This is a genomic window from Streptococcus infantis, from assembly GCF_047464715.1.
GTDB lineage: Bacteria > Bacillota > Bacilli > Lactobacillales > Streptococcaceae > Streptococcus > Streptococcus infantis_S.
The window spans coordinates 54,619-71,375 of the sequence record NZ_JASHBJ010000003.1 but is presented as its reverse complement, the minus strand read 5'-3'; the positions used below and the strand labels follow the sequence as shown (position 1 = coordinate 71,375).

General features: G+C 43.0%; 19 protein-coding genes and 1 pseudogene. 11 read left to right on the top strand and 9 right to left on the bottom strand.

Features of this window, described 5'->3' with window-relative positions:
* Positions 1-98 precede the first annotated feature (98 nt).
* From QM419_RS06665 to QM419_RS06635, 7 genes are read left to right on the top strand one after another with little or no spacing between them, the layout of a single operon-like run.
* The gene (locus QM419_RS06665; RefSeq protein ID WP_025170070.1) at positions 99-305 is read left to right on the top strand and encodes a hypothetical protein; all 207 of its coding nucleotides are present in this window, start codon (positions 99-101) and stop codon (positions 303-305) included.
* Positions 302-493, top strand: a complete 192-nt coding sequence (locus tag QM419_RS06660) for a hypothetical protein (RefSeq protein WP_414278292.1) — start codon at positions 302-304, stop codon at positions 491-493. Before QM419_RS06665 ends, QM419_RS06660 begins: the two co-directional genes overlap by 4 nt.
* Entirely contained in the window at positions 490-684 is a 195-nt protein-coding gene (locus tag QM419_RS06655) for a hypothetical protein (RefSeq protein WP_414278291.1), read from the top strand. Before QM419_RS06660 ends, QM419_RS06655 begins: the two co-directional genes overlap by 4 nt.
* Positions 671-1,555: an ABC transporter ATP-binding protein gene (locus tag QM419_RS06650; RefSeq protein ID WP_414278290.1), complete on the top strand. Its 885-nt coding sequence runs from the start codon at positions 671-673 to the stop codon at positions 1,553-1,555. Before QM419_RS06655 ends, QM419_RS06650 begins: the two co-directional genes overlap by 14 nt.
* A 1-nt stretch (position 1,556) precedes the next feature.
* Entirely contained in the window at positions 1,557-2,294 is a 738-nt protein-coding gene (locus tag QM419_RS06645; RefSeq protein ID WP_025168753.1) for an ABC transporter permease, read from the top strand.
* Positions 2,294-3,391 carry a sensor histidine kinase gene (locus QM419_RS06640; RefSeq protein ID WP_414278289.1) on the top strand — a complete coding sequence of 366 codons (1,098 nt, stop codon included), beginning with the start codon at positions 2,294-2,296 and terminating at the stop codon, positions 3,389-3,391. The genes QM419_RS06645 and QM419_RS06640 overlap by 1 nt, the downstream gene beginning before the upstream one ends.
* Positions 3,392-3,991 carry a response regulator transcription factor gene (locus QM419_RS06635; protein ID WP_414272831.1) on the top strand — a complete coding sequence of 200 codons (600 nt, stop codon included), beginning with the start codon at positions 3,392-3,394 and terminating at the stop codon, positions 3,989-3,991.
* 145 nt (positions 3,992-4,136) lie between these two features.
* On the opposite strand, the gene QM419_RS06630 is transcribed toward QM419_RS06635, so the two are convergent.
* The 9 genes and pseudogenes from QM419_RS06630 to QM419_RS06590 form a co-directional block, all read right to left on the bottom strand.
* Positions 4,137-5,282: an FtsX-like permease family protein gene (locus QM419_RS06630; protein WP_414278288.1), complete on the bottom strand. Its 1,146-nt coding sequence runs from the start codon at positions 5,280-5,282 to the stop codon at positions 4,137-4,139.
* Between the two features lie 3 nt (positions 5,283-5,285).
* A complete protein-coding gene (locus tag QM419_RS06625; protein ID WP_414278287.1) occupies positions 5,286-5,966 on the bottom strand; it encodes an ABC transporter ATP-binding protein in 681 nt (226 codons plus the stop codon).
* The gene (locus QM419_RS06620; RefSeq protein ID WP_414278286.1) at positions 5,963-6,538 is read right to left on the bottom strand and encodes a TetR/AcrR family transcriptional regulator; all 576 of its coding nucleotides are present in this window, start codon (positions 6,536-6,538) and stop codon (positions 5,963-5,965) included. The genes QM419_RS06625 and QM419_RS06620 overlap by 4 nt, the downstream gene beginning before the upstream one ends.
* A gap of 118 nt (positions 6,539-6,656) precedes the next feature.
* A complete protein-coding gene (locus QM419_RS06615) occupies positions 6,657-6,818 on the bottom strand; it encodes a hypothetical protein (RefSeq protein ID WP_414278285.1) in 162 nt (53 codons plus the stop codon).
* Between the two features lie 19 nt (positions 6,819-6,837).
* Positions 6,838-7,130: pseudogene (locus QM419_RS06610) on the bottom strand (hypothetical protein); the annotation flags it as partial.
* A 35-nt stretch (positions 7,131-7,165) separates the two neighbouring features.
* Positions 7,166-9,817, bottom strand: coding sequence for a valine--tRNA ligase (locus tag QM419_RS06605; RefSeq protein WP_414278284.1), 2,652 nt, complete (start codon positions 9,815-9,817; stop codon positions 7,166-7,168).
* A 29-nt stretch (positions 9,818-9,846) separates the two neighbouring features.
* Positions 9,847-10,416: a GNAT family N-acetyltransferase gene (locus QM419_RS06600; protein WP_414278283.1), complete on the bottom strand. Its 570-nt coding sequence runs from the start codon at positions 10,414-10,416 to the stop codon at positions 9,847-9,849.
* Positions 10,394-10,981, bottom strand: coding sequence for a flavin reductase family protein (locus QM419_RS06595; RefSeq protein WP_414278282.1), 588 nt, complete (start codon positions 10,979-10,981; stop codon positions 10,394-10,396). The genes QM419_RS06600 and QM419_RS06595 overlap by 23 nt, the downstream gene beginning before the upstream one ends.
* Positions 10,982-11,350: 369 nt before the next feature.
* Positions 11,351-11,746, bottom strand: coding sequence for a helix-hairpin-helix domain-containing protein (locus QM419_RS06590; RefSeq protein WP_178894480.1), 396 nt, complete (start codon positions 11,744-11,746; stop codon positions 11,351-11,353).
* A 213-nt stretch (positions 11,747-11,959) separates the two neighbouring features.
* Here QM419_RS06590 and QM419_RS06585 point away from each other — a divergent pair, with 213 nt between their 5' ends.
* Genes QM419_RS06585 through QM419_RS06570 form a run of 4 tightly spaced genes read left to right on the top strand, consistent with a single transcriptional unit; the run spans position 11,960 to position 16,672 of the window.
* Positions 11,960-12,712, top strand: a complete 753-nt coding sequence (locus QM419_RS06585; protein ID WP_414278281.1) for an isoprenyl transferase — start codon at positions 11,960-11,962, stop codon at positions 12,710-12,712.
* Positions 12,713-12,720: 8 nt separating this feature from the next.
* Positions 12,721-13,524, top strand: coding sequence for a phosphatidate cytidylyltransferase (locus QM419_RS06580; RefSeq protein WP_414278280.1), 804 nt, complete (start codon positions 12,721-12,723; stop codon positions 13,522-13,524).
* Positions 13,525-13,545: 21 nt separating this feature from the next.
* On the top strand, positions 13,546-14,802 hold the full coding sequence (gene rseP / locus QM419_RS06575; protein WP_414278279.1) for an RIP metalloprotease RseP: 1,257 nt from the start codon (positions 13,546-13,548) through the stop codon (positions 14,800-14,802).
* Positions 14,803-14,818: 16 nt separating this feature from the next.
* Positions 14,819-16,672: a proline--tRNA ligase gene (locus tag QM419_RS06570; RefSeq protein ID WP_414278278.1), complete on the top strand. Its 1,854-nt coding sequence runs from the start codon at positions 14,819-14,821 to the stop codon at positions 16,670-16,672.
* Positions 16,673-16,757 lie beyond the last annotated feature (85 nt).

Below are 16,757 nucleotides of genomic sequence, written 5' to 3'. Positions count from 1 at the left end.
GAGAAATCAACTTTCTTTTTTTGTGACATTTGTCATATTTCCTCATGACAGAAGCTTCTAGTGACACAACCTTCAAAGAATTATAATAGATGTATCAAATGGAGGAAGAAAAAATGAAACATAAAGTAATTGTCGCAATGAGTTTAGTAGCAGCAGGAGTCATGACTTATCTCATGTTTTCAGGATTGGACGAAGGCTTCTATCATTTTCCTTGGGAGTTATTTGCAGGATTTGGTATGATGTCTTGGTTGATCCGAGAAGGTTTGAAATTGGTCTCAGATGTGAAAAAGGAGTTTGAAAAATGAAACATAAAGTAATTATCGCAATGAGTTTAGTAGCAGCAGGAGTCATGACTTATCTCATGTTTTCAGGATTGGACCAAGGCTTCTATCATTTTCCTTGGGAGTTATTTGCAGGATTTGGTATGATGTCTTGGTTGATCCGAGAAGGTTTGAAATTGATTTCAGATGTGAAAAAGGAGTTTGAAAAATGAAAAAAGCGATTCTCTATCTCTTTATTGGATTGTCACTAGTGGTATGGTTGGTCGAAATGATTACAGGGTGGTTTGACCAAGCCTTCCTTCACCAAGTCATTCGCGGTGCTTGGGGTCTAGGATTTATGATTTTTATCGCCTTTCCGATGGGGAAGGAGTGGTTGAAAGGAGAATATCATGAACATGATTAAGGTAGAAAGCCTAAATAAAAACATCAAGGGCAAGGCTATTTTGAAGGATATTTCCTTTGAGGTAGCAGAGGGCGAATGCGTCGCCTTGATTGGTCCAAATGGTGCCGGTAAGACAACACTCTTGGATTGTTTGCTTGGAGACAAACTAGTCACCAGCGGTCAAGTATCCATTCAAGGCTTGCCAGTAACGAGTTCTCAGTTAGACTATATTAGAGGCTACCTCCCTCAAGAAAATGTCATCGTTCAGAAATTAAAGGTTAAAGAGTTGATTGCTTTCTTTCAAAGTATTTATCCAAATCCCTTGAACAACCAGGAGATCGATCAACTATTGCAGTTTGACAAGCAGCAAAAAGAACAATTGGCAGAAAAATTGTCAGGTGGGCAAAAGCGTCTCTTCTCATTTGTCTTGACCTTGATCGGGCGACCAAATCTTGTCTTTTTAGATGAGCCAACTGCGGCCATGGATACCTCTACCCGCCAACGTTTTTGGGAAATTGTCCAAGACTTAAAAGCGCAGGGAGTCACCATTCTCTATTCGTCTCATTATATTGAGGAAGTAGAGCATACAGCGGATCGGATTTTGGTCTTAAATAAGGGAGAGTTGATTCGTGATACAACACCTCTAGCCATGCGTAGTGAGGAGATTGAAAAGCACTTTATCCTACCTCTGACTTACAAGGAAGTCGTCGAACAGTCTAACTTGGTTGAAAACTGGTCACAAAAACAAGATGCCCTGCAAGTAGTCACACGTGAAGCGGATGCTTTCTGGGAACTGTTAGTCCAGGCAGGCTGTAGGATACAAGAAATTGAAGTCAATAACCGTAGCTTGCTAGATACAATCTTTGAAGAAACACAAAAGGGAGATGACTAAGATGAAACGATGGATCGCACTAAACAAGATTGAATTTCTATTGACCAAACGACAACTAGTCTATTATCTATTATCCGTAGGGATGCCGACGGCCTTCTATTTATTCTTTTCAGGCATGTACCAGGATACACCAGGTGGGCCGGCTAATTTTATGCGCGACTACCTTATCTCCATGACGGCCTTTTCCATGATGTCGACAGCTATCTTTTCATTCCCAGTTGTTTTACATACCGATAAAATAAACAACTGGCAGAAAACATTACGCCATACTCCAGTAAATATGGTAGAATATTATCTATCAAAGATAACAAGTATGATAGTTGATTATTTGGTTTCAATCCTGGTTGTTTTCTCAGTTGGGCACTTGGTCAGAGGTGTGGATATGCCTTTAGGAAGCTGGATTGGGGCTGCGCTCTTGCTGATTGCGGGAAGTATAGCCTTTGTAGCGCTTGGCTTGATCCTGACACTCTTACCGTCTAGTCAGCTGATGTCTGTCGTGGGCAATCTCCTCTATCTAGGATTGGCTGTTTTAGGCGGACTCTGGATGCCCATCTCTTTATTTCCAGACTGGATGCAAGCAATCGGTAAGTGCCTGCCAACTTATCAGTTGATGGAGTTGCTCAAAACCTTCTTAAACGAGGGTGGCATCAATTTATCAGCCACAGTTTATCTACTTGTTTTTTCAGCAGTTTTATTTGGTTTGACTATTTACCTTCAAGGTCATAAGGAGAATGCTTAATGCTTGAAAGACTGAAAAGCATAGACTATATGTACTGGGCCAGTTTGATTTTTATGGTTTTTCCCATCGTTCCTGTAATGACTGGGGAAATTCCTAGCTGGCATTTATTGATTGATATTCTATTTGTAGTGGCTTACTTAGGCGTTTTAACCACCAAGAGCCAGCGCTTATCCTGGCTCTGTTGGATTATCATGCTAGCCTATGTAGCTGGGTATACCGCCTTTGTTGGTGTAAATTATATCTGGTTCTTCTTTTTCCTTGCCAATCTCTTAATTTATCATTTCGGCGTACGTAGTTTTAATTCTTTACATGTCCGAACTTTTCTCCTTGCTCAAGTCCTTGTTGTGGGGCAACTGTTGATTTTTCAGGAAGTTGAAGTTGAGTTTCTAGTCTATCTACTTGGAATTCTCACTTTTATCGATTTAATGACTTTTGGCTTGGTTCGGATTCGTATTGTGGAGGATTTGAAAGAAGCTCAGGCCAAGCAAAATGCCCAGATAAATCTATTGCTTGCTGAAAATGAACGTAGTCGTATCGGTCAGGATTTGCATGATAGTCTGGGACATACCTTTGCGATGCTGAGTGTCAAGACAGATTTAGCCTTGCAGTTGTTTCAGATGGAGGCTTATCCACAGGTGGAAAAGGAATTAAAAGAAATTCACCAGATCAGCAAGGATTCCATGAATGAAGTGCGAACCATTGTGGAAAATCTGAAATCACGGACCCTAGCTTCAGAGCTTGAGACTGTCAAAAAGATGCTAGAGATTGCTGGGATTGAAGTTGAGGTTGACAATCAGTTGGACAAGGCTAGTTTGACCCAAGATGTGGAGTCGACAGCTGCTATGATTTTGTTAGAACTTGCAACCAATATCATCAAGCATGCCAGAGCTAAAAAAGCCTATCTAAAACTGGAACGTACAGATCAGGAATTGGTCCTGACAGTTAGAGATGACGGGAAAGGATTTGCAAATGTAAAAGGGAATGAACTTCATACAGTCCGTGACCGTGCAGCAGCCTTCTCAGGTCAAGTAGAGCTGGTCAGTTTGAAAGATCCCACAGAGGTGCGCGTGCATCTGCCTTATAAGGAGAGAAAGTAGATGAAAGTATTAATCGCAGAAGACCAAAGTATGCTTAGAGATGCCATGTGCCAGCTCTTAAGCTTTCAACCAGATGTGGAGACCGTCTTGCAGGCGAAAAATGGAGCCGAGGCTATTGAGGTTTTGGGGAAAGAAACAGTAGACATTGCCATCCTTGACGTCGAAATGCCAGTAAAGACGGGACTAGAAGCGCTCGAGTGGATCAAACAAGAAGTGCCTGAAACCAAGGTGGTTATCGTTACGACCTTTAAACGTCCAGGCTATTTTGAACGAGCGGTCAAAGCAGGAGTCGACGCCTATGTCTTGAAAGAGCGAAGCATCTCCGAGCTTATGCAAACCCTGCATACGGTGTTAGAGGGACGCAAGGAATATTCTCCAGAGCTGATGGAAGTCATGATGACACATCCCAATCCCTTGACCGAGCAGGAAGTCGCTGTTCTACATGGAGTGGCTCAAGGGCTCTCCAACCAAGAAATTGCGGACAAGCTCTACCTCTCAAACGGTACCGTCCGTAATTACATGACCAATATCCTCTCCAAACTCAACGCCAGCAACCGAACCGAAGCAGCCAAAACTGCCGAAGAAGAAGGCTGGTTGTGAGGGGAGAAGAAAGAAAAAAATCTCTTAGAAATGAATCTAAGAGATTTTTTGTGCTATGTGACTAGTAGTCCGTCTCGCACTTAACGGAGCAAGACGGAGTGAAAGCCACACAAAGAAAAAGGCTGGGAAAGCCAACCTTTTCTATTTATTCAGCTAAGAGCACTTCTTTGATGGTTTGTTTTTGGAGTTTTCTGTTGGATAGATAAAAGAGGCTTTCATAAACCACAGCAAAACCGATCAAAGTCCAGAAGCAAGCATTCCCATCAAAGTGATGCTCAATCTTTTCAGGAACCGTATCTTTGATTATACCAATCAAGATTTCCATGATACCGTATTGATAAGCCGTCCCTAAAACAAATCCTAGATAAGCCCAAAAACGATAGGGAGCGAGAATATGCCCTTGGCATTCACGATCTGTGTATCCAAATGCCTTCATAAGAGCCAAGGTTTCGCGACTTTCTGAGACCACAATCCCCAATGACAAAAAGAGAATCGAGAAAGAAAGGATCAAGCCAATCATGATCATCATGGTTTGGATGATGTCATCTGTGTAGTCCCTTAGGCCAAAGGACAATTGAACCATGGCCGCAAAACACATAGAACCAAAGACTACAAAAAACAGGATCGATTTTCTTCCCCAAATCAGTGACGAAGACAGCTCTTTTAGAAAGTCTTTTTCTATCTTAGGAGCCCTCTTTCTCCTTTCGACCTTGATTGGTGTTGGAGATTTTTTCAATAAGCGAAGAGCCGGCGTTTGTAGTTGTCTTCTAGCATAACTAATCGCGAGAATCATAAAAAATGCCGTTGGAAGGATCACCAAAGCAAGCAAGAGCTGCCAATGAAAATGAATGGTGATTTCTGGCAGAATCCCCTTCTCATTACGAAAGTCATAAAAATGCTCCATCATAAGAAAAGAAGCGAAATAGCCAAGAAGCGCTCCGGCACCAAAACTCAGTCCAAAGGCCCAAAATCGTTTAGCTAACTGGCCATTGCTGTAGCCCAAGGCCTTTAAAATTCCTAATTGTTCTTTGTGGTCATCGACAAATTGTTTGATATAAAAACACATGAGAAGGACCGACGTCAAGGACAAGACGACCCCACTGACCATGGCCACCATCCAAGAAAGCGAAACCTGGGCATCATAGTAGGTCTGAATCATGGGATTGGTTTTCGAAATCTCTAATTGCTCGATGTCCAAGTAAAAATTTAAGAAGAGATTGGCCACAAAGACCGCACAAGCCCCAATGATGCTGACGACAACTAATTTTCGAATATCTTTTACTGAAAACATGGCTTACCATCCAATCTCATAAGCAGTCTGAGGCTGATCATTGGTCACAACTTCGGTAATCTTGCCACTATTGACTCGAATGATGGTTCTGGCCATATCCGCAATATTTTGGTTGTGCGTCACCATGATGAGGGTAAAGCCGAGCTTTTCCTTCAGTTTCCAGATATAGTCCAGAATCTTGCGCCCTGTTTCTTCATCGAGGGCTCCCGTCGGCTCATCTAAGAAAAGAATCTCTGGCTTTTTGGCCAAGGCCCGGGCAATAGAGACTCTCTGCTGTTCCCCACCCGACAATTCACTCGGATACTTGTCTAGCTTATCGCCAAGTCCCAAATCTTCTATGATCTGCAAAAAGTCATGATTGTTTGCCAGGTCTGCCCCCATCTTTACATTCTGTTTGACTGTCAGATTAGGCAATAAATAATACTGCTGGAAAATAAAGGCAATCTTCTCACGTCTAAAGGCTGTCAATTGAGCATCCGCGAGTTGTGATAAATCTTGCCCTTGAATGAGGATATGCCCCTCATCTACCTTTTCTAAGCCTGATAACACGTTTAAGAGAGTTGACTTTCCCGATCCAGAAGGGCCGAGGATAACCACATTATCCTGTTCTTGAATCTGCAAGTCAATCCCTTTTAAAACCTTGGTTTGGCCGTAACTTTTGTGAATATTTTCTAGTTGAATCATTTTTTTCCTACCATTTCTTTGATGAGCGATTGACAAACCTCTGTCAGTAATCCAATTACTTCTTCCATGCTGAATTGATAAATACCAGAAGCAACCATAGAGGCCATCCCGTGTGAGTAGATAAATAGATGCTGGTACAATCGACTAGCCTCCTCTACAGTCAAAGGATAGTCTGCGACAATCGAATCCAGAACCAATTGGTAACTATGATCCTTCATGGGAAGAAAATCTTGAAAGCGACGAATGGGATCTTTACTAGGATTTTGGAAAAGCAATTGAAAGAGTTGAGGCTCTTTTGAGGCGAAAAGGATATAAGCAACCCCGACAGATCGAAAAGGCTTCTCATCTTCTAAGGCCTTGCGAATATACTCCACCACGACCATTTCCGCAGCACCAATAACCTCTGCTTGTAACTCAGACATATTAGCAAATTGCCCAAAAATGACTCTCGGTGTGGCTCCCAGTTTCTCCGCTAATGCTCTAGCTGTCAAACTAGCCATTCCCTCTTCTCTCACCAATTGTAAAGCTGTCCCAATCATAGCCTCTTTACTAAATTTAACTTTGGGTGGCATAAGACTCCTTTCGTGCAACATCTGTTGCGCAACGCTTGTTGCATAAAAGGATACCATAAAAAAGAAAGACTTGTCAAGAAAAAACTGTAAAACACAAAACAAAAAAACAGCGGACTTTTTATTTCTTTGCTACCCAGACGATGGCATCGCTAGGTGGGTTTTCGGTATCGATCCAGATGAATTCGATCTCGATTTCACCATTTTTAAACTTGGTCAATCGATTACCATTGATTTCTAGTTCGTTGAGTCGTTGACCTGTCAATACTTCTCGTTCCTTCAATTGGAAAAGTTAAAGGGAACTAATACAAATCTTCAGGACTTCTGTATTCTATAACTTCATTCTTTATGATACTCTTTTTAAATTCAAAATGATTCAATGGATTATCGATTAATACTAACTTTGGAATGTCATCTAGATTGGTAGCCAAGGATAAAATAAAATCCGATTGAAACTCCTTGGTTTTTTCAAATTCTTTGGCAGTCAAACGCACACGCCCCTTAGATTTTTGCCACCAACCTTTTCGATTATGTCAAAATAAGGATCAAATAAATCCATTCTATTCTTTACAACCCCAGTTGTTTCAGCAATTCCCCAAAAAAACACGGCATTCCGCCGTGTTTCTTTATTTATTTCACCAACTTCTTCATCTCATCAATACGCGCAACGGTCGCGTCGTATTTAGCTTGGTAGTCAGCTTGTTTGTCGCGTTCTTTTTGGACGACTTCTGGTTTAGCATTGGCTACGAAGCGTTCGTTAGAGAGCTTCTTGCCGACCATATCCAGTTCTTTTTGCCATTTAGCCAGTTCCTTGTCGAGACGAGCGAGTTCTTCTTCGACATTGAGGAGGTCAGCGAGTGGCAAGTAGATTTCTGCTCCTGTGATGACGCTTGACATTGCAAGTTCAGGTGCAGGGATGTTTGATGCGATTTCCAAGTGTTCTGGATTTGTGAAGCGTTTGATGTAGTTAACATTGCTGTTAAAGAAGGCTTCCAAGTCGCTATCACTTGTCTTCACAAGGATGGTGATAGGCTTGCTTGGTGCTACGTTTACTTCCGCACGCGCATTACGAACGGCACGGATCAAGTCTTTAAGGCTTTCCACACCAGTGTGAGCCGCAAGGTCTTCAAAGGCTGGGTTAACAGTAGGGTATTCTGCTGTAACGATAGAACCTTCTGAGATTTGTCCAAAGATTTCCTCTGTCACGAATGGCATGATTGGGTGAAGGAGACGAAGGATCTTGTCCAAAGTATAAAGGAGAACAGAGCGTGTGATGACTTTCTCTTCTTCATTATCGCTATAAAGAACTTCCTTGGTCAACTCAACGTACCAGTCCGCAAACTCGTCCCAGATGAAGTTGTAGAGGATGTGGCCAGCAACACCAAACTCAAACTTGTCAAAGTTTTCAGTAACTTTTCCGATGGTTTCATTGAGGTTGTGGAGAATCCAGCGATCTGTGACGTTTCCAGCTTCCTTATTAACCACTTTTTCGACATTGGCCGTTGCTTGCTCAAGGGTCAAGCCTTCATTGTTCATGAGGATGTAGCGAGAGATGTTCCAGATCTTGTTAATAAAGTTCCATGACGCATCCATTTTCTCATAAGAGAAGCGCACGTCTTGCCCTGGTGCGGAACCGTTTGAAAGGAACCAACGAAGGGCATCGGCACCATATTTCTCGATGACATCCATCGGATCAATCCCGTTACCGAGAGATTTCGACATCTTGCGTCCTTGCTCGTCACGAATGAGACCGTGGATAAGCACGTTTTGGAATGGCTGACGTCCTGTGAATTCCAATGATTGGAAGATCATACGAGACACCCAGAAGAAGATGATATCGTAACCTGTTACCAAGGTTGAAGTTGGGAAGTAACGTTTGAAGTCTTCTGAGTCGACATCAGGCCAGCCCATAGTTGAGAATGGCCAAAGTGCAGAACTGAACCAAGTATCCAAGACGTCTTCGTCTTGCGTCCATCCGTCACCTTCTGGTGCTTCTTCGCCGACGTACATTTCACCTTCAGCATTGTACCAAGCAGGGATTTGGTGACCCCACCAGAGCTGACGAGAGATTACCCAGTCATGGACATTTTCCATCCATTGAAGGAAGGTATCGTTGAAACGAGGTGGGTAGAATTCTACCTTATCGTCTGTGTCTTGGTTAGCAATAGCATTTTTAGCCAATTGGTCCATCTTGACGAACCATTGTGTAGACAAGCGTGGCTCAACCACAACACCTGTACGCTCTGAGTGACCAACGCTGTGGACACGTTTTTCGATTTTAACGAGGGCGCCGATTTCTTCCAACTTAGCAACGACTGCCTTACGAGCTTCAAAACGATCCATACCTGCAAATTCGAAGGCCAAGTCGTTCATAGTTCCGTCGTCGTTCATGACGTTAACTTGTGGCAAGTTATGGCGTTGACCAACCAAGAAGTCATTTGGGTCGTGGGCAGGCGTAATTTTCACGACACCAGTACCAAACTCAGGATCAGCATGTTCGTCCCCTACGATTGGAATCAATTTGTTAGCGATTGGAAGAATAACGTTTTTACCAATCAAATCCTTGTAGCGTGGGTCTTCTGGATTGACCGCAACCGCAACGTCCCCAAACATGGTCTCCGGACGAGTTGTCGCAACCTCAAGGGCGCGTGAGCCATCTTCAAGCATGTAGTTCATGTGGTAGAAGGCACCTTCGACGTCCTTGTGGATCACCTCGATATCAGAAAGAGCTGTGCGAGCTGCGGGGTCCCAGTTGATGATAAACTCACCACGGTAGATCCAGCCTTTCTTGTATAGATCCACAAAGACCTTGCGCACGGCTTTTGACAAACCTTCGTCAAGCGTGAAACGCTCACGAGAGTAGTCTACAGAGAGCCCCATCTTGCCCCATTGTTCTTTGATAGTCGTCGCATATTCATCTTTCCATTCCCAGACTTTGTCAAGGAATTTCTCACGACCGAGGTCATAACGGCTGATGCCCTCACCACGCAAGCGCTCCTCAACCTTAGCCTGAGTCGCAATCCCCGCATGGTCCATACCAGGAAGCCAAAGTGTGTCGAAACCTTGCATGCGTTTTTGACGGATGATGATATCCTGTAAAGTTGTATCCCAAGCGTGACCAAGGTGAAGTTTACCAGTTACGTTTGGTGGTGGAATCACGATAGAGTAGGGCTTAGCCTTTTTATCGCCTGAAGGCTTGAAAACATCTTCGTCAAGCCATTTTTGGTAACGACCAGCCTCAACCTCGGCTGGATTGTATTTAGGTGAAAGTTCTTTAGACATGTGTTTGTCCTTTCTAATTAATTCTATTTTTAATGTTGACCTTGAGTCTCCCACTCACTCTTCAGCAAGCCGTATCTCAAATCATCACAGCGGTTGCCTTGAGCATCTTTGCGGTCTCGGATGCGAGCTTCAAGGGTGAAACCAAGCTTCTCAGCGACTCGTTGACTTTGGACATTGTAGCCAAAGCAAGACAATTCTACCTTGTGAAGCCCCAATTCTTTAAAAGCTAAGTCAATCAAGGTACGCGCCGCTTCTGGTACATAACCTCGGCCCCAATAGTCGGGGTGCAAAGTATAGCCAATCTCCAGCACATCATCTTCGTGGCGATGGTTGAAATCAACAGAGCCGATGATTTTATCAGTCCCTTTGACCACAATTCCATAGCCTGCTGGGAGATTTTCCTTTTCATTACGATCGGGAAGGATATGCTCTAGGTAATAAATCTCATCTTTCAAGGTCTTGACAGGTGGAAAGCCTGCTGGGTAAGAAACTTCTGGGAGACTAGCGTAGGCATAAATATCCTCAGCATCCGCTACTGTACGGACTCGTAAGACCAGACGCTCCGTTTCGATTCGTTCAGGTAATGTTGCTCTTGTCATTCTTCTGCCTCGCTTTCTTGATAAAGCTCCCCATGGGATCGACTCGGTCGTCCAGATAACGATAAACGCGCTGGTGGCCGTCCCCCATAAAGTAAGTCGGCGCAAAGCGGTCATTTTTAAAATGTCCCTTGTCATCTAAGAGCTCTGGATCAGCTAGTCGCTCGAGAATTTTAGCAAAGATATGGCAGATGCCATCTTCCTCGATAATCCGTTCTACCTGGCAATCCAATACGACTGGACAAGCCTCCAAAATTGGAGCCTGAGTCCGTTCAGAAATCTCATAGTCAAGGCCCAGGTGATTCAACTTCTCCCGATGGCTGATAAAACCAGCTTGCTCCATCTCCAGCATAAAGCTTTCATCAGGAATGTTCACGGTGAACTGTTGATAATGCTTAATCTGGTCAGCCGCATTTTCCTCAGCACCAACACCGATGACTAGCCAATCGCCTAGACTATAGGAGGAACTGCAAGTCGTAATATTGTGCCCAAAGTTCTGGTCCTGATATCCTAAGATGAAGATAGGAAAACCAAAGTAGAGCTTGCTGGTTTTAAAAGATTGTTTCATGACAAATTCCTTTTGCTAGGGTCCAATAAAAAAATCGCCCCTGTCATCAATTTGACAGGGACGAATATGTTTATCCGCGGTACCACCCAATTTCGGGCAGAGCCCGCAACTCTAATCTTCTTGTTTCTCTTTTATGACGTCGTTAGCTCGTCTTGCCGTACTTGAGTACAGCCTGCAACTCGCTGTCTAGTCCTAAAAGGAAACAAAAAGATTTATATTTCAATTTTTAATTTTAACTCATTAGCAACCAGTTTTGACACATTTGTGGACTTCTCAGCTCCGCCACTTTCTGTAAAATGTGGGACTCAAAACACCTCTAATGGCTATATTTTAACAAGTTTTTAACGGAAAAGCAAGGAACAAGAAAGATTACTTGAACTTGATGCCGTTTTCTTTTAATTTCTTGATTGTAGCTGGACCGATTCCTTTCAAAGCAAGGAGTTCTTTTTCTGTCCAGTTTTTGAAATCAGCAGCAGACTTGATTCCTTCATCGTAGAAAGTTTTAGCGCGATCTACTGAAAGTCCACCTAGGTTGGCTGCGAATTCTTCTACTGAGCTTGTAACCTTTTGAGCTTGTTCTTTAGTTGCTTCTACAGTTTTTTCTACTTGCTTAGAGACAGCTTTTCCTGCTTCACTTGCAGCTTTTTCAGCATGCTTCACAACTTTTTTTGTTTCTTCGACAACCTTGTTCACAGCGTTTGAAAGCGCACCTGAACGACGAAGGTTGTTTCTTAATTGTTTTTTACGTTGTAGTTTCTTTGACATGGTAAAATCCTTTCAATAAAAAATCCCTGTGATTGAACAAGGACTAATCTTTATGTTTTATTGTACCAACTTTCTCTGTGAAATGCAAGGCTTGTTAGTTTAGAAAGATAGGAGTTCTATAGGAAATTCCGACTTAGAATAAGAGAATATGATAGAAGAAAAGCGAAAAATATGGTATAATGAAACGATAGATTTTTGAATAGGAATACAATCATGTTTGGATTTTTAAAAAAAGATAAAGTTACAGAATCACCAGCGGTAGTGCCAGCTCACATCGGAGTTATCATGGATGGGAATGGTCGTTGGGCTAAAAAACGCATGCAGCCACGTGTCTTTGGGCATAAGGCTGGAATGGATGCTCTGAGAACAGTAGCCATTGCTGCTAGTGATATGGGTGTCAAGGCTATGACAGTTTATGCCTTCTCGACTGAAAATTGGACACGTCCAGATCAGGAAGTCAAGTTTATCATGAATCTGCCGGTTGAATTTTATGATAAGTATGTTCCCGAATTGCACCAAAAGAACATGAAAATCCAAATGATTGGGGAAACTAATCGTTTGCCGAAACAGACTTTTGAAGCTTTGAAAAAGGCGGAAGAGTTGACCAAGTTGAATACCGGCTTGATTCTCAATTTTGCCCTTAATTACGGTGGACGAGCTGAAATTACACAAGCAGTCAAGTTGATTGCGCAGGATGTTTTGGATGCTAAGGTGAATCCAGGCGATATTACAGAAGAGTTGATTGGGGAGTACCTCTTCACTGGACATTTGCCGAAAACGTTGCGCGACCCGGACTTAATTATCCGAACTAGTGGGGAGCTTCGTTTGAGCAATTTCTTGCCTTGGCAAGCAGCTTATAGTGAACTTTATTTCACAGATGTTTTGTGGCCTGACTTTGATGAGGAAGCTTTGAAAGAGGCTATTGCAGAGTATAATCGCCGCAATCGTCGATTTGGAGGAGTTTAGGAAAAGTTATGAAAAAGGATTTATTAAAGAGAACCATATTTGCCGCTCTGGCATTAGCAATCTTTATCCCACTCTTGGTGATTGGTGGACTCTGGTTACAGATTGCTATGGGACTTCTAGCCATGCTAGGGGTTCATGAGTTGCTTCAGATGAAAGGGTTAAATACCATGACCCCTGAGGGCTTGCTGACCTTGTTAGCAACTTTCGCACTGACAATCCCCCTAGAAAACTACTTGACATTTTTACCTGTAGATGGGAATGTTGTCGCATATGGTGTTGTGATTTTTATCATGTTAGGTTGCACTGTTTTTAGCAAGAATTATACCATTGAAGATGCTGTATACCCAATCGCCATGAGTTTCTATGTTGGTTTTGGATTCAACGCTTTAGTCGATGCTCGAATCGCTGGCTTGGATAAAGCGCTCCTGGCTCTCTGTATCGTGTGGGCAACAGATAGTGGTGCTTATCTCGTTGGAATGAATTTCGGTAAGAGAAGATTGGCTCCGAGAGTCTCACCTAACAAATCCATTGAGGGAGCCTTCGGTGGTATTGTAGCTGCTATGCTTGTCACACTCATCTTTATGTTAGTGGATAGCACAGTTGCCCTTCCTTATGGCATTTATAAAATGATACTCTTTGCCATTTTCTTTAGTATTGCAGGTCAATTGGGTGATTTGATTGAAAGTGCCATGAAACGCCATTTTGGAGTCAAGGATTCAGGCTTCTTTATCCCAGGCCATGGTGGAGTACTGGATCGTTTTGATTCTATGCTAGCAGTTTTCCCTATTATGCACCTCTTTGGCTTATTTTAAGGAAAGGTGAACAGAAATTAAATGATAGGATTACTAACCTTTATCCTTGTTTTTGGAATTATAGTGGTGGTTCACGAGTTCGGACATTTTTACTTTGCCAAGAAGTCTGGCATTCTGGTTCGTGAATTTGCCATTGGAATGGGACCGAAAATCTTTGCCCATATCGGGAAAGACGGTACAGCTTACACGATTCGTCTCCTACCGCTGGGTGGTTATGTCCGCATGGCAGGTTGGGGCGAGGATACCACAGAGATTAAAACAGGAACTCCTGTTAGTTTGACTTTAGCCGAAGATGGCAAGGTTAAGCGTATCAATCTTTCTGGTAAGAAAGTCGACCAAACAGCCCTTCCGATGCAGGTAACCCAATATGACTTTGAGGATAAACTCTTTATCACAGGTTTGGTCTTGGAAGAGGAAAAAACGTTCTCTGTAGACCATGATGCAACTATTGTGGAATCTGATGGAACGGAAGTTCGTATCGCTCCGCTAGACGTTCAATATCAAAATGCAACTGTCTGGGGCAAGTTGATTACCAACTTTGCAGGCCCCATGAATAACTTTATCCTAGGAGTCATCGTCTTCTGGATCTTGATTTTCATGCAGGGCGGCGTTCGTGATACACAAAGTAATAACTTTAGTATCATCCCTGATAGCGCGATTGCAAAGGTCGGCCTTGAAAATACGGCTCAAATCACTAAAGTCGGTTCACACGAAATCAGTAACTGGCAAGATTTGATTCAGGCAGTGGAAGCAGAGACCAAGGATAAAACAGCACCTGTTTTAGATGTGACAGTCTCTGAAAATGGAACTGAAAAACAAGTCAGTGTGACACCTGAGGAAAGCCAAGGGCGTTATATTTTGGGTGTTCAACCGAGACTTAAATCGGATATCTGGTCTATGTTTGTAGGTGGATTCACATCTGCAGCTGACTCAGCTTTGCGCATTCTCAATGCCTTGAAAAACTTGATTTTCCAACCTGACTTGAATAAGTTAGGTGGACCTGTTGCAATCTTTAAGGCAAGTAGCGATGCTGCTAAAAATGGTCTTGAGAATGTTTTGTTCTTCTTGGCTATGATTTCTATCAATATCGGGATTTTCAACTTGATTCCTATCCCGGCACTTGATGGTGGGAAAATCGTGCTCAATATTATTGAAGCTATTCGCCGCAAACCACTGAAACAAGAAATTGAAACCTATGTTACTCTAGTTGGAGTTGTGATTATGGTTGTCTTGATGATCGCCGTTACATGGAACGACATCATGCGAACCTTCTTTTAAGAATTAGAGGAAAAATATGAAACAAAGTAAAATGCTAATCCCAACGCTTCGCGAAATGCCAAGCGATGCTCAAGTTATCAGCCACGCTCTTATGTTGCGTGCTGGTTATGTTCGTCAAGTATCAGCAGGAGTCTATTCTTACCTGCCACTTGCTAACCGTGTTATCGAAAAAGCTAAGAAGATCATGCGTCAGGAATTTGACAAGATTGGTGCGGTTGAGATGTTGGCTCCAGCCCTTCTCAGTGCAGATCTTTGGCGTGAGTCTGGCCGTTATGATACCTACGGTGAAGACTTGTACAAATTGAAAAACCGTGAAGGATCTGACTTCATCCTAGGTCCAACTCACGAAGAAACCTTCACAGCGATTGTCCGTGATTCTGTCAAGTCTTACAAGCAATTGCCACTAAACTTGTACCAAATCCAGCCTAAATACCGTGATGAAAAACGTCCACGTAATGGACTTCTTCGTACGCGTGAATTCATCATGAAAGACGGTTATAGCTTCCACGCTAACTACGATAGCTTGGATGTAACTTATGATGAGTACAAGGCAGCCTATGAGCGTATCTTCACTCGTAGTGGCTTGGACTTCAAAGCCATCATCGGTGACGGTGGAGCTATGGGTGGTAAGGATAGCCAAGAATTTATGGCCATCACACCTGCTCGTACAGACCTTGACCGTTGGGTTGTTTTAGACAAGTCTGTCTCATCATTTGATGAAATCCCTGCAGAAGTGCAAGAAGAAATCAAGGCAGAATTGCTCAAATGGATGGTTTCTGGTGAAGATACCATTGCTTACTCAAGTGAATCAAGCTATGCAGCTAACTTGGAAATGGCAACGAACGAGTACAAACCAAGCAATCGTGTTGTGACTGAAGATCAAGTGGCTCGCGTGGAAACACCAGGTGTCAAATCGATTGATGAAGTGGCTGCTTTCTTGAATGTCTCTGAAGAGCAAACAATCAAGACCTTGGTTTATATTGCAGATGAGGAGCCAGTTGTGGCTCTACTCGTTGGCAATGACCAACTCAACGAAGTTAAATTGAAAAACTATCTTGGAGCAGACTTCTTAGAACCTGCAACTGAGGCAGAAGTAAAAGAATTGTTGGGAGCTGACTTTGGTTCTCTTGGGCCAGTAGACCTTCCAGAAAATGTTAAGATTATCGCTGACCGCAAGGTACAAGATAGCCGCAATGCTGTTGTCGGTGCTAACGAAGATGGCTACCACTTGACTGGTGTGAATCCAGGTCGTGACTTCACTGCCGAGTATGTGGACATCCGTGAAGTTCGTGAAGGTGAAATTTCTCCTGACGGACAAGGTGTTCTCAACTTTGCGCGTGGTATTGAAATTGGTCACATCTTTAAACTGGGTACTCGTTACTCAGCAAGTATGGGAGCAGATGTCTTGGACGAAAATGGCCGCGCTGTGCCAATCATCATGGGATGCTACGGTATCGGTGTCAGCCGTCTCCTTTCAGCAGTTATGGAGCAACATGCTCGCCTCTTTGTGAACAAAACTCCAAAGGGTGAATACCGTTACGCTTGGGGAATCAACTTCCCTAAAGAATTGGCGCCATTTGATGTGCACTTGATTCCAGTTAATGTCAAGGACGAAGCAAGTCTTGAATTAACCAACCGTATCGAAGAGGCCTTGGTAAACAAAGGTTACGAAGTTTTGACGGATGACCGTAACGAACGTGTCGGTGTTAAATTTAGCGATAGCGACTTGATCGGTCTTCCAATCCGTATCACTATTGGTAAGAAAGCAGCTGACGGTATCGTAGAAGTGAAGATCAAGGCGACAGGAGATACAATCGAAGTTCATGCAGATAACTTGCTTGAAACCCTTGAAATCTTAACCAACAAATAAAATCTATAATCAGAAGAAAAACAAGACAAAAATGTAACTAGTTTTTGCCTTGTTTTTTCTTTATAATGAGAGAAAGTAAACATTA

Excerpts from the sequence above, each read along its gene's own strand:
- QM419_RS06665 (WP_025170070.1), top strand. The coding sequence starts at position 99 with ATGGAGGAAGAAAAAATGAAACATAAAGTAATTGTCGCAATGAGTTTA.
- QM419_RS06660 (WP_414278292.1), top strand. The coding sequence starts at position 302 with ATGAAACATAAAGTAATTATCGCAATGAGTTTAGTAGCAGCAGGAGTC.
- QM419_RS06655 (WP_414278291.1), top strand. The coding sequence starts at position 490 with ATGAAAAAAGCGATTCTCTATCTCTTTATTGGATTGTCACTAGTGGTA.
- QM419_RS06650 (WP_414278290.1), top strand. The coding sequence starts at position 671 with ATGAACATGATTAAGGTAGAAAGCCTAAATAAAAACATCAAGGGCAAG.
- QM419_RS06645 (WP_025168753.1), top strand. The coding sequence starts at position 1,557 with ATGAAACGATGGATCGCACTAAACAAGATTGAATTTCTATTGACCAAA.
- QM419_RS06640 (WP_414278289.1), top strand. The coding sequence starts at position 2,294 with ATGCTTGAAAGACTGAAAAGCATAGACTATATGTACTGGGCCAGTTTG.
- QM419_RS06635 (WP_414272831.1), top strand. The coding sequence starts at position 3,392 with ATGAAAGTATTAATCGCAGAAGACCAAAGTATGCTTAGAGATGCCATG.
- QM419_RS06630 (WP_414278288.1), bottom strand. The coding sequence starts at position 5,282 with ATGTTTTCAGTAAAAGATATTCGAAAATTAGTTGTCGTCAGCATCATT.
- QM419_RS06625 (WP_414278287.1), bottom strand. The coding sequence starts at position 5,966 with ATGATTCAACTAGAAAATATTCACAAAAGTTACGGCCAAACCAAGGTT.
- QM419_RS06620 (WP_414278286.1), bottom strand. The coding sequence starts at position 6,538 with ATGCCACCCAAAGTTAAATTTAGTAAAGAGGCTATGATTGGGACAGCT.
- QM419_RS06605 (WP_414278284.1), bottom strand. The coding sequence starts at position 9,817 with ATGTCTAAAGAACTTTCACCTAAATACAATCCAGCCGAGGTTGAGGCT.
- QM419_RS06600 (WP_414278283.1), bottom strand. The coding sequence starts at position 10,416 with ATGACAAGAGCAACATTACCTGAACGAATCGAAACGGAGCGTCTGGTC.
- QM419_RS06595 (WP_414278282.1), bottom strand. The coding sequence starts at position 10,981 with ATGAAACAATCTTTTAAAACCAGCAAGCTCTACTTTGGTTTTCCTATC.
- QM419_RS06590 (WP_178894480.1), bottom strand. The coding sequence starts at position 11,746 with ATGTCAAAGAAACTACAACGTAAAAAACAATTAAGAAACAACCTTCGT.
- QM419_RS06585 (WP_414278281.1), top strand. The coding sequence starts at position 11,960 with ATGTTTGGATTTTTAAAAAAAGATAAAGTTACAGAATCACCAGCGGTA.
- QM419_RS06580 (WP_414278280.1), top strand. The coding sequence starts at position 12,721 with ATGAAAAAGGATTTATTAAAGAGAACCATATTTGCCGCTCTGGCATTA.
- rseP (WP_414278279.1), top strand. The coding sequence starts at position 13,546 with ATGATAGGATTACTAACCTTTATCCTTGTTTTTGGAATTATAGTGGTG.
- QM419_RS06570 (WP_414278278.1), top strand. The coding sequence starts at position 14,819 with ATGAAACAAAGTAAAATGCTAATCCCAACGCTTCGCGAAATGCCAAGC.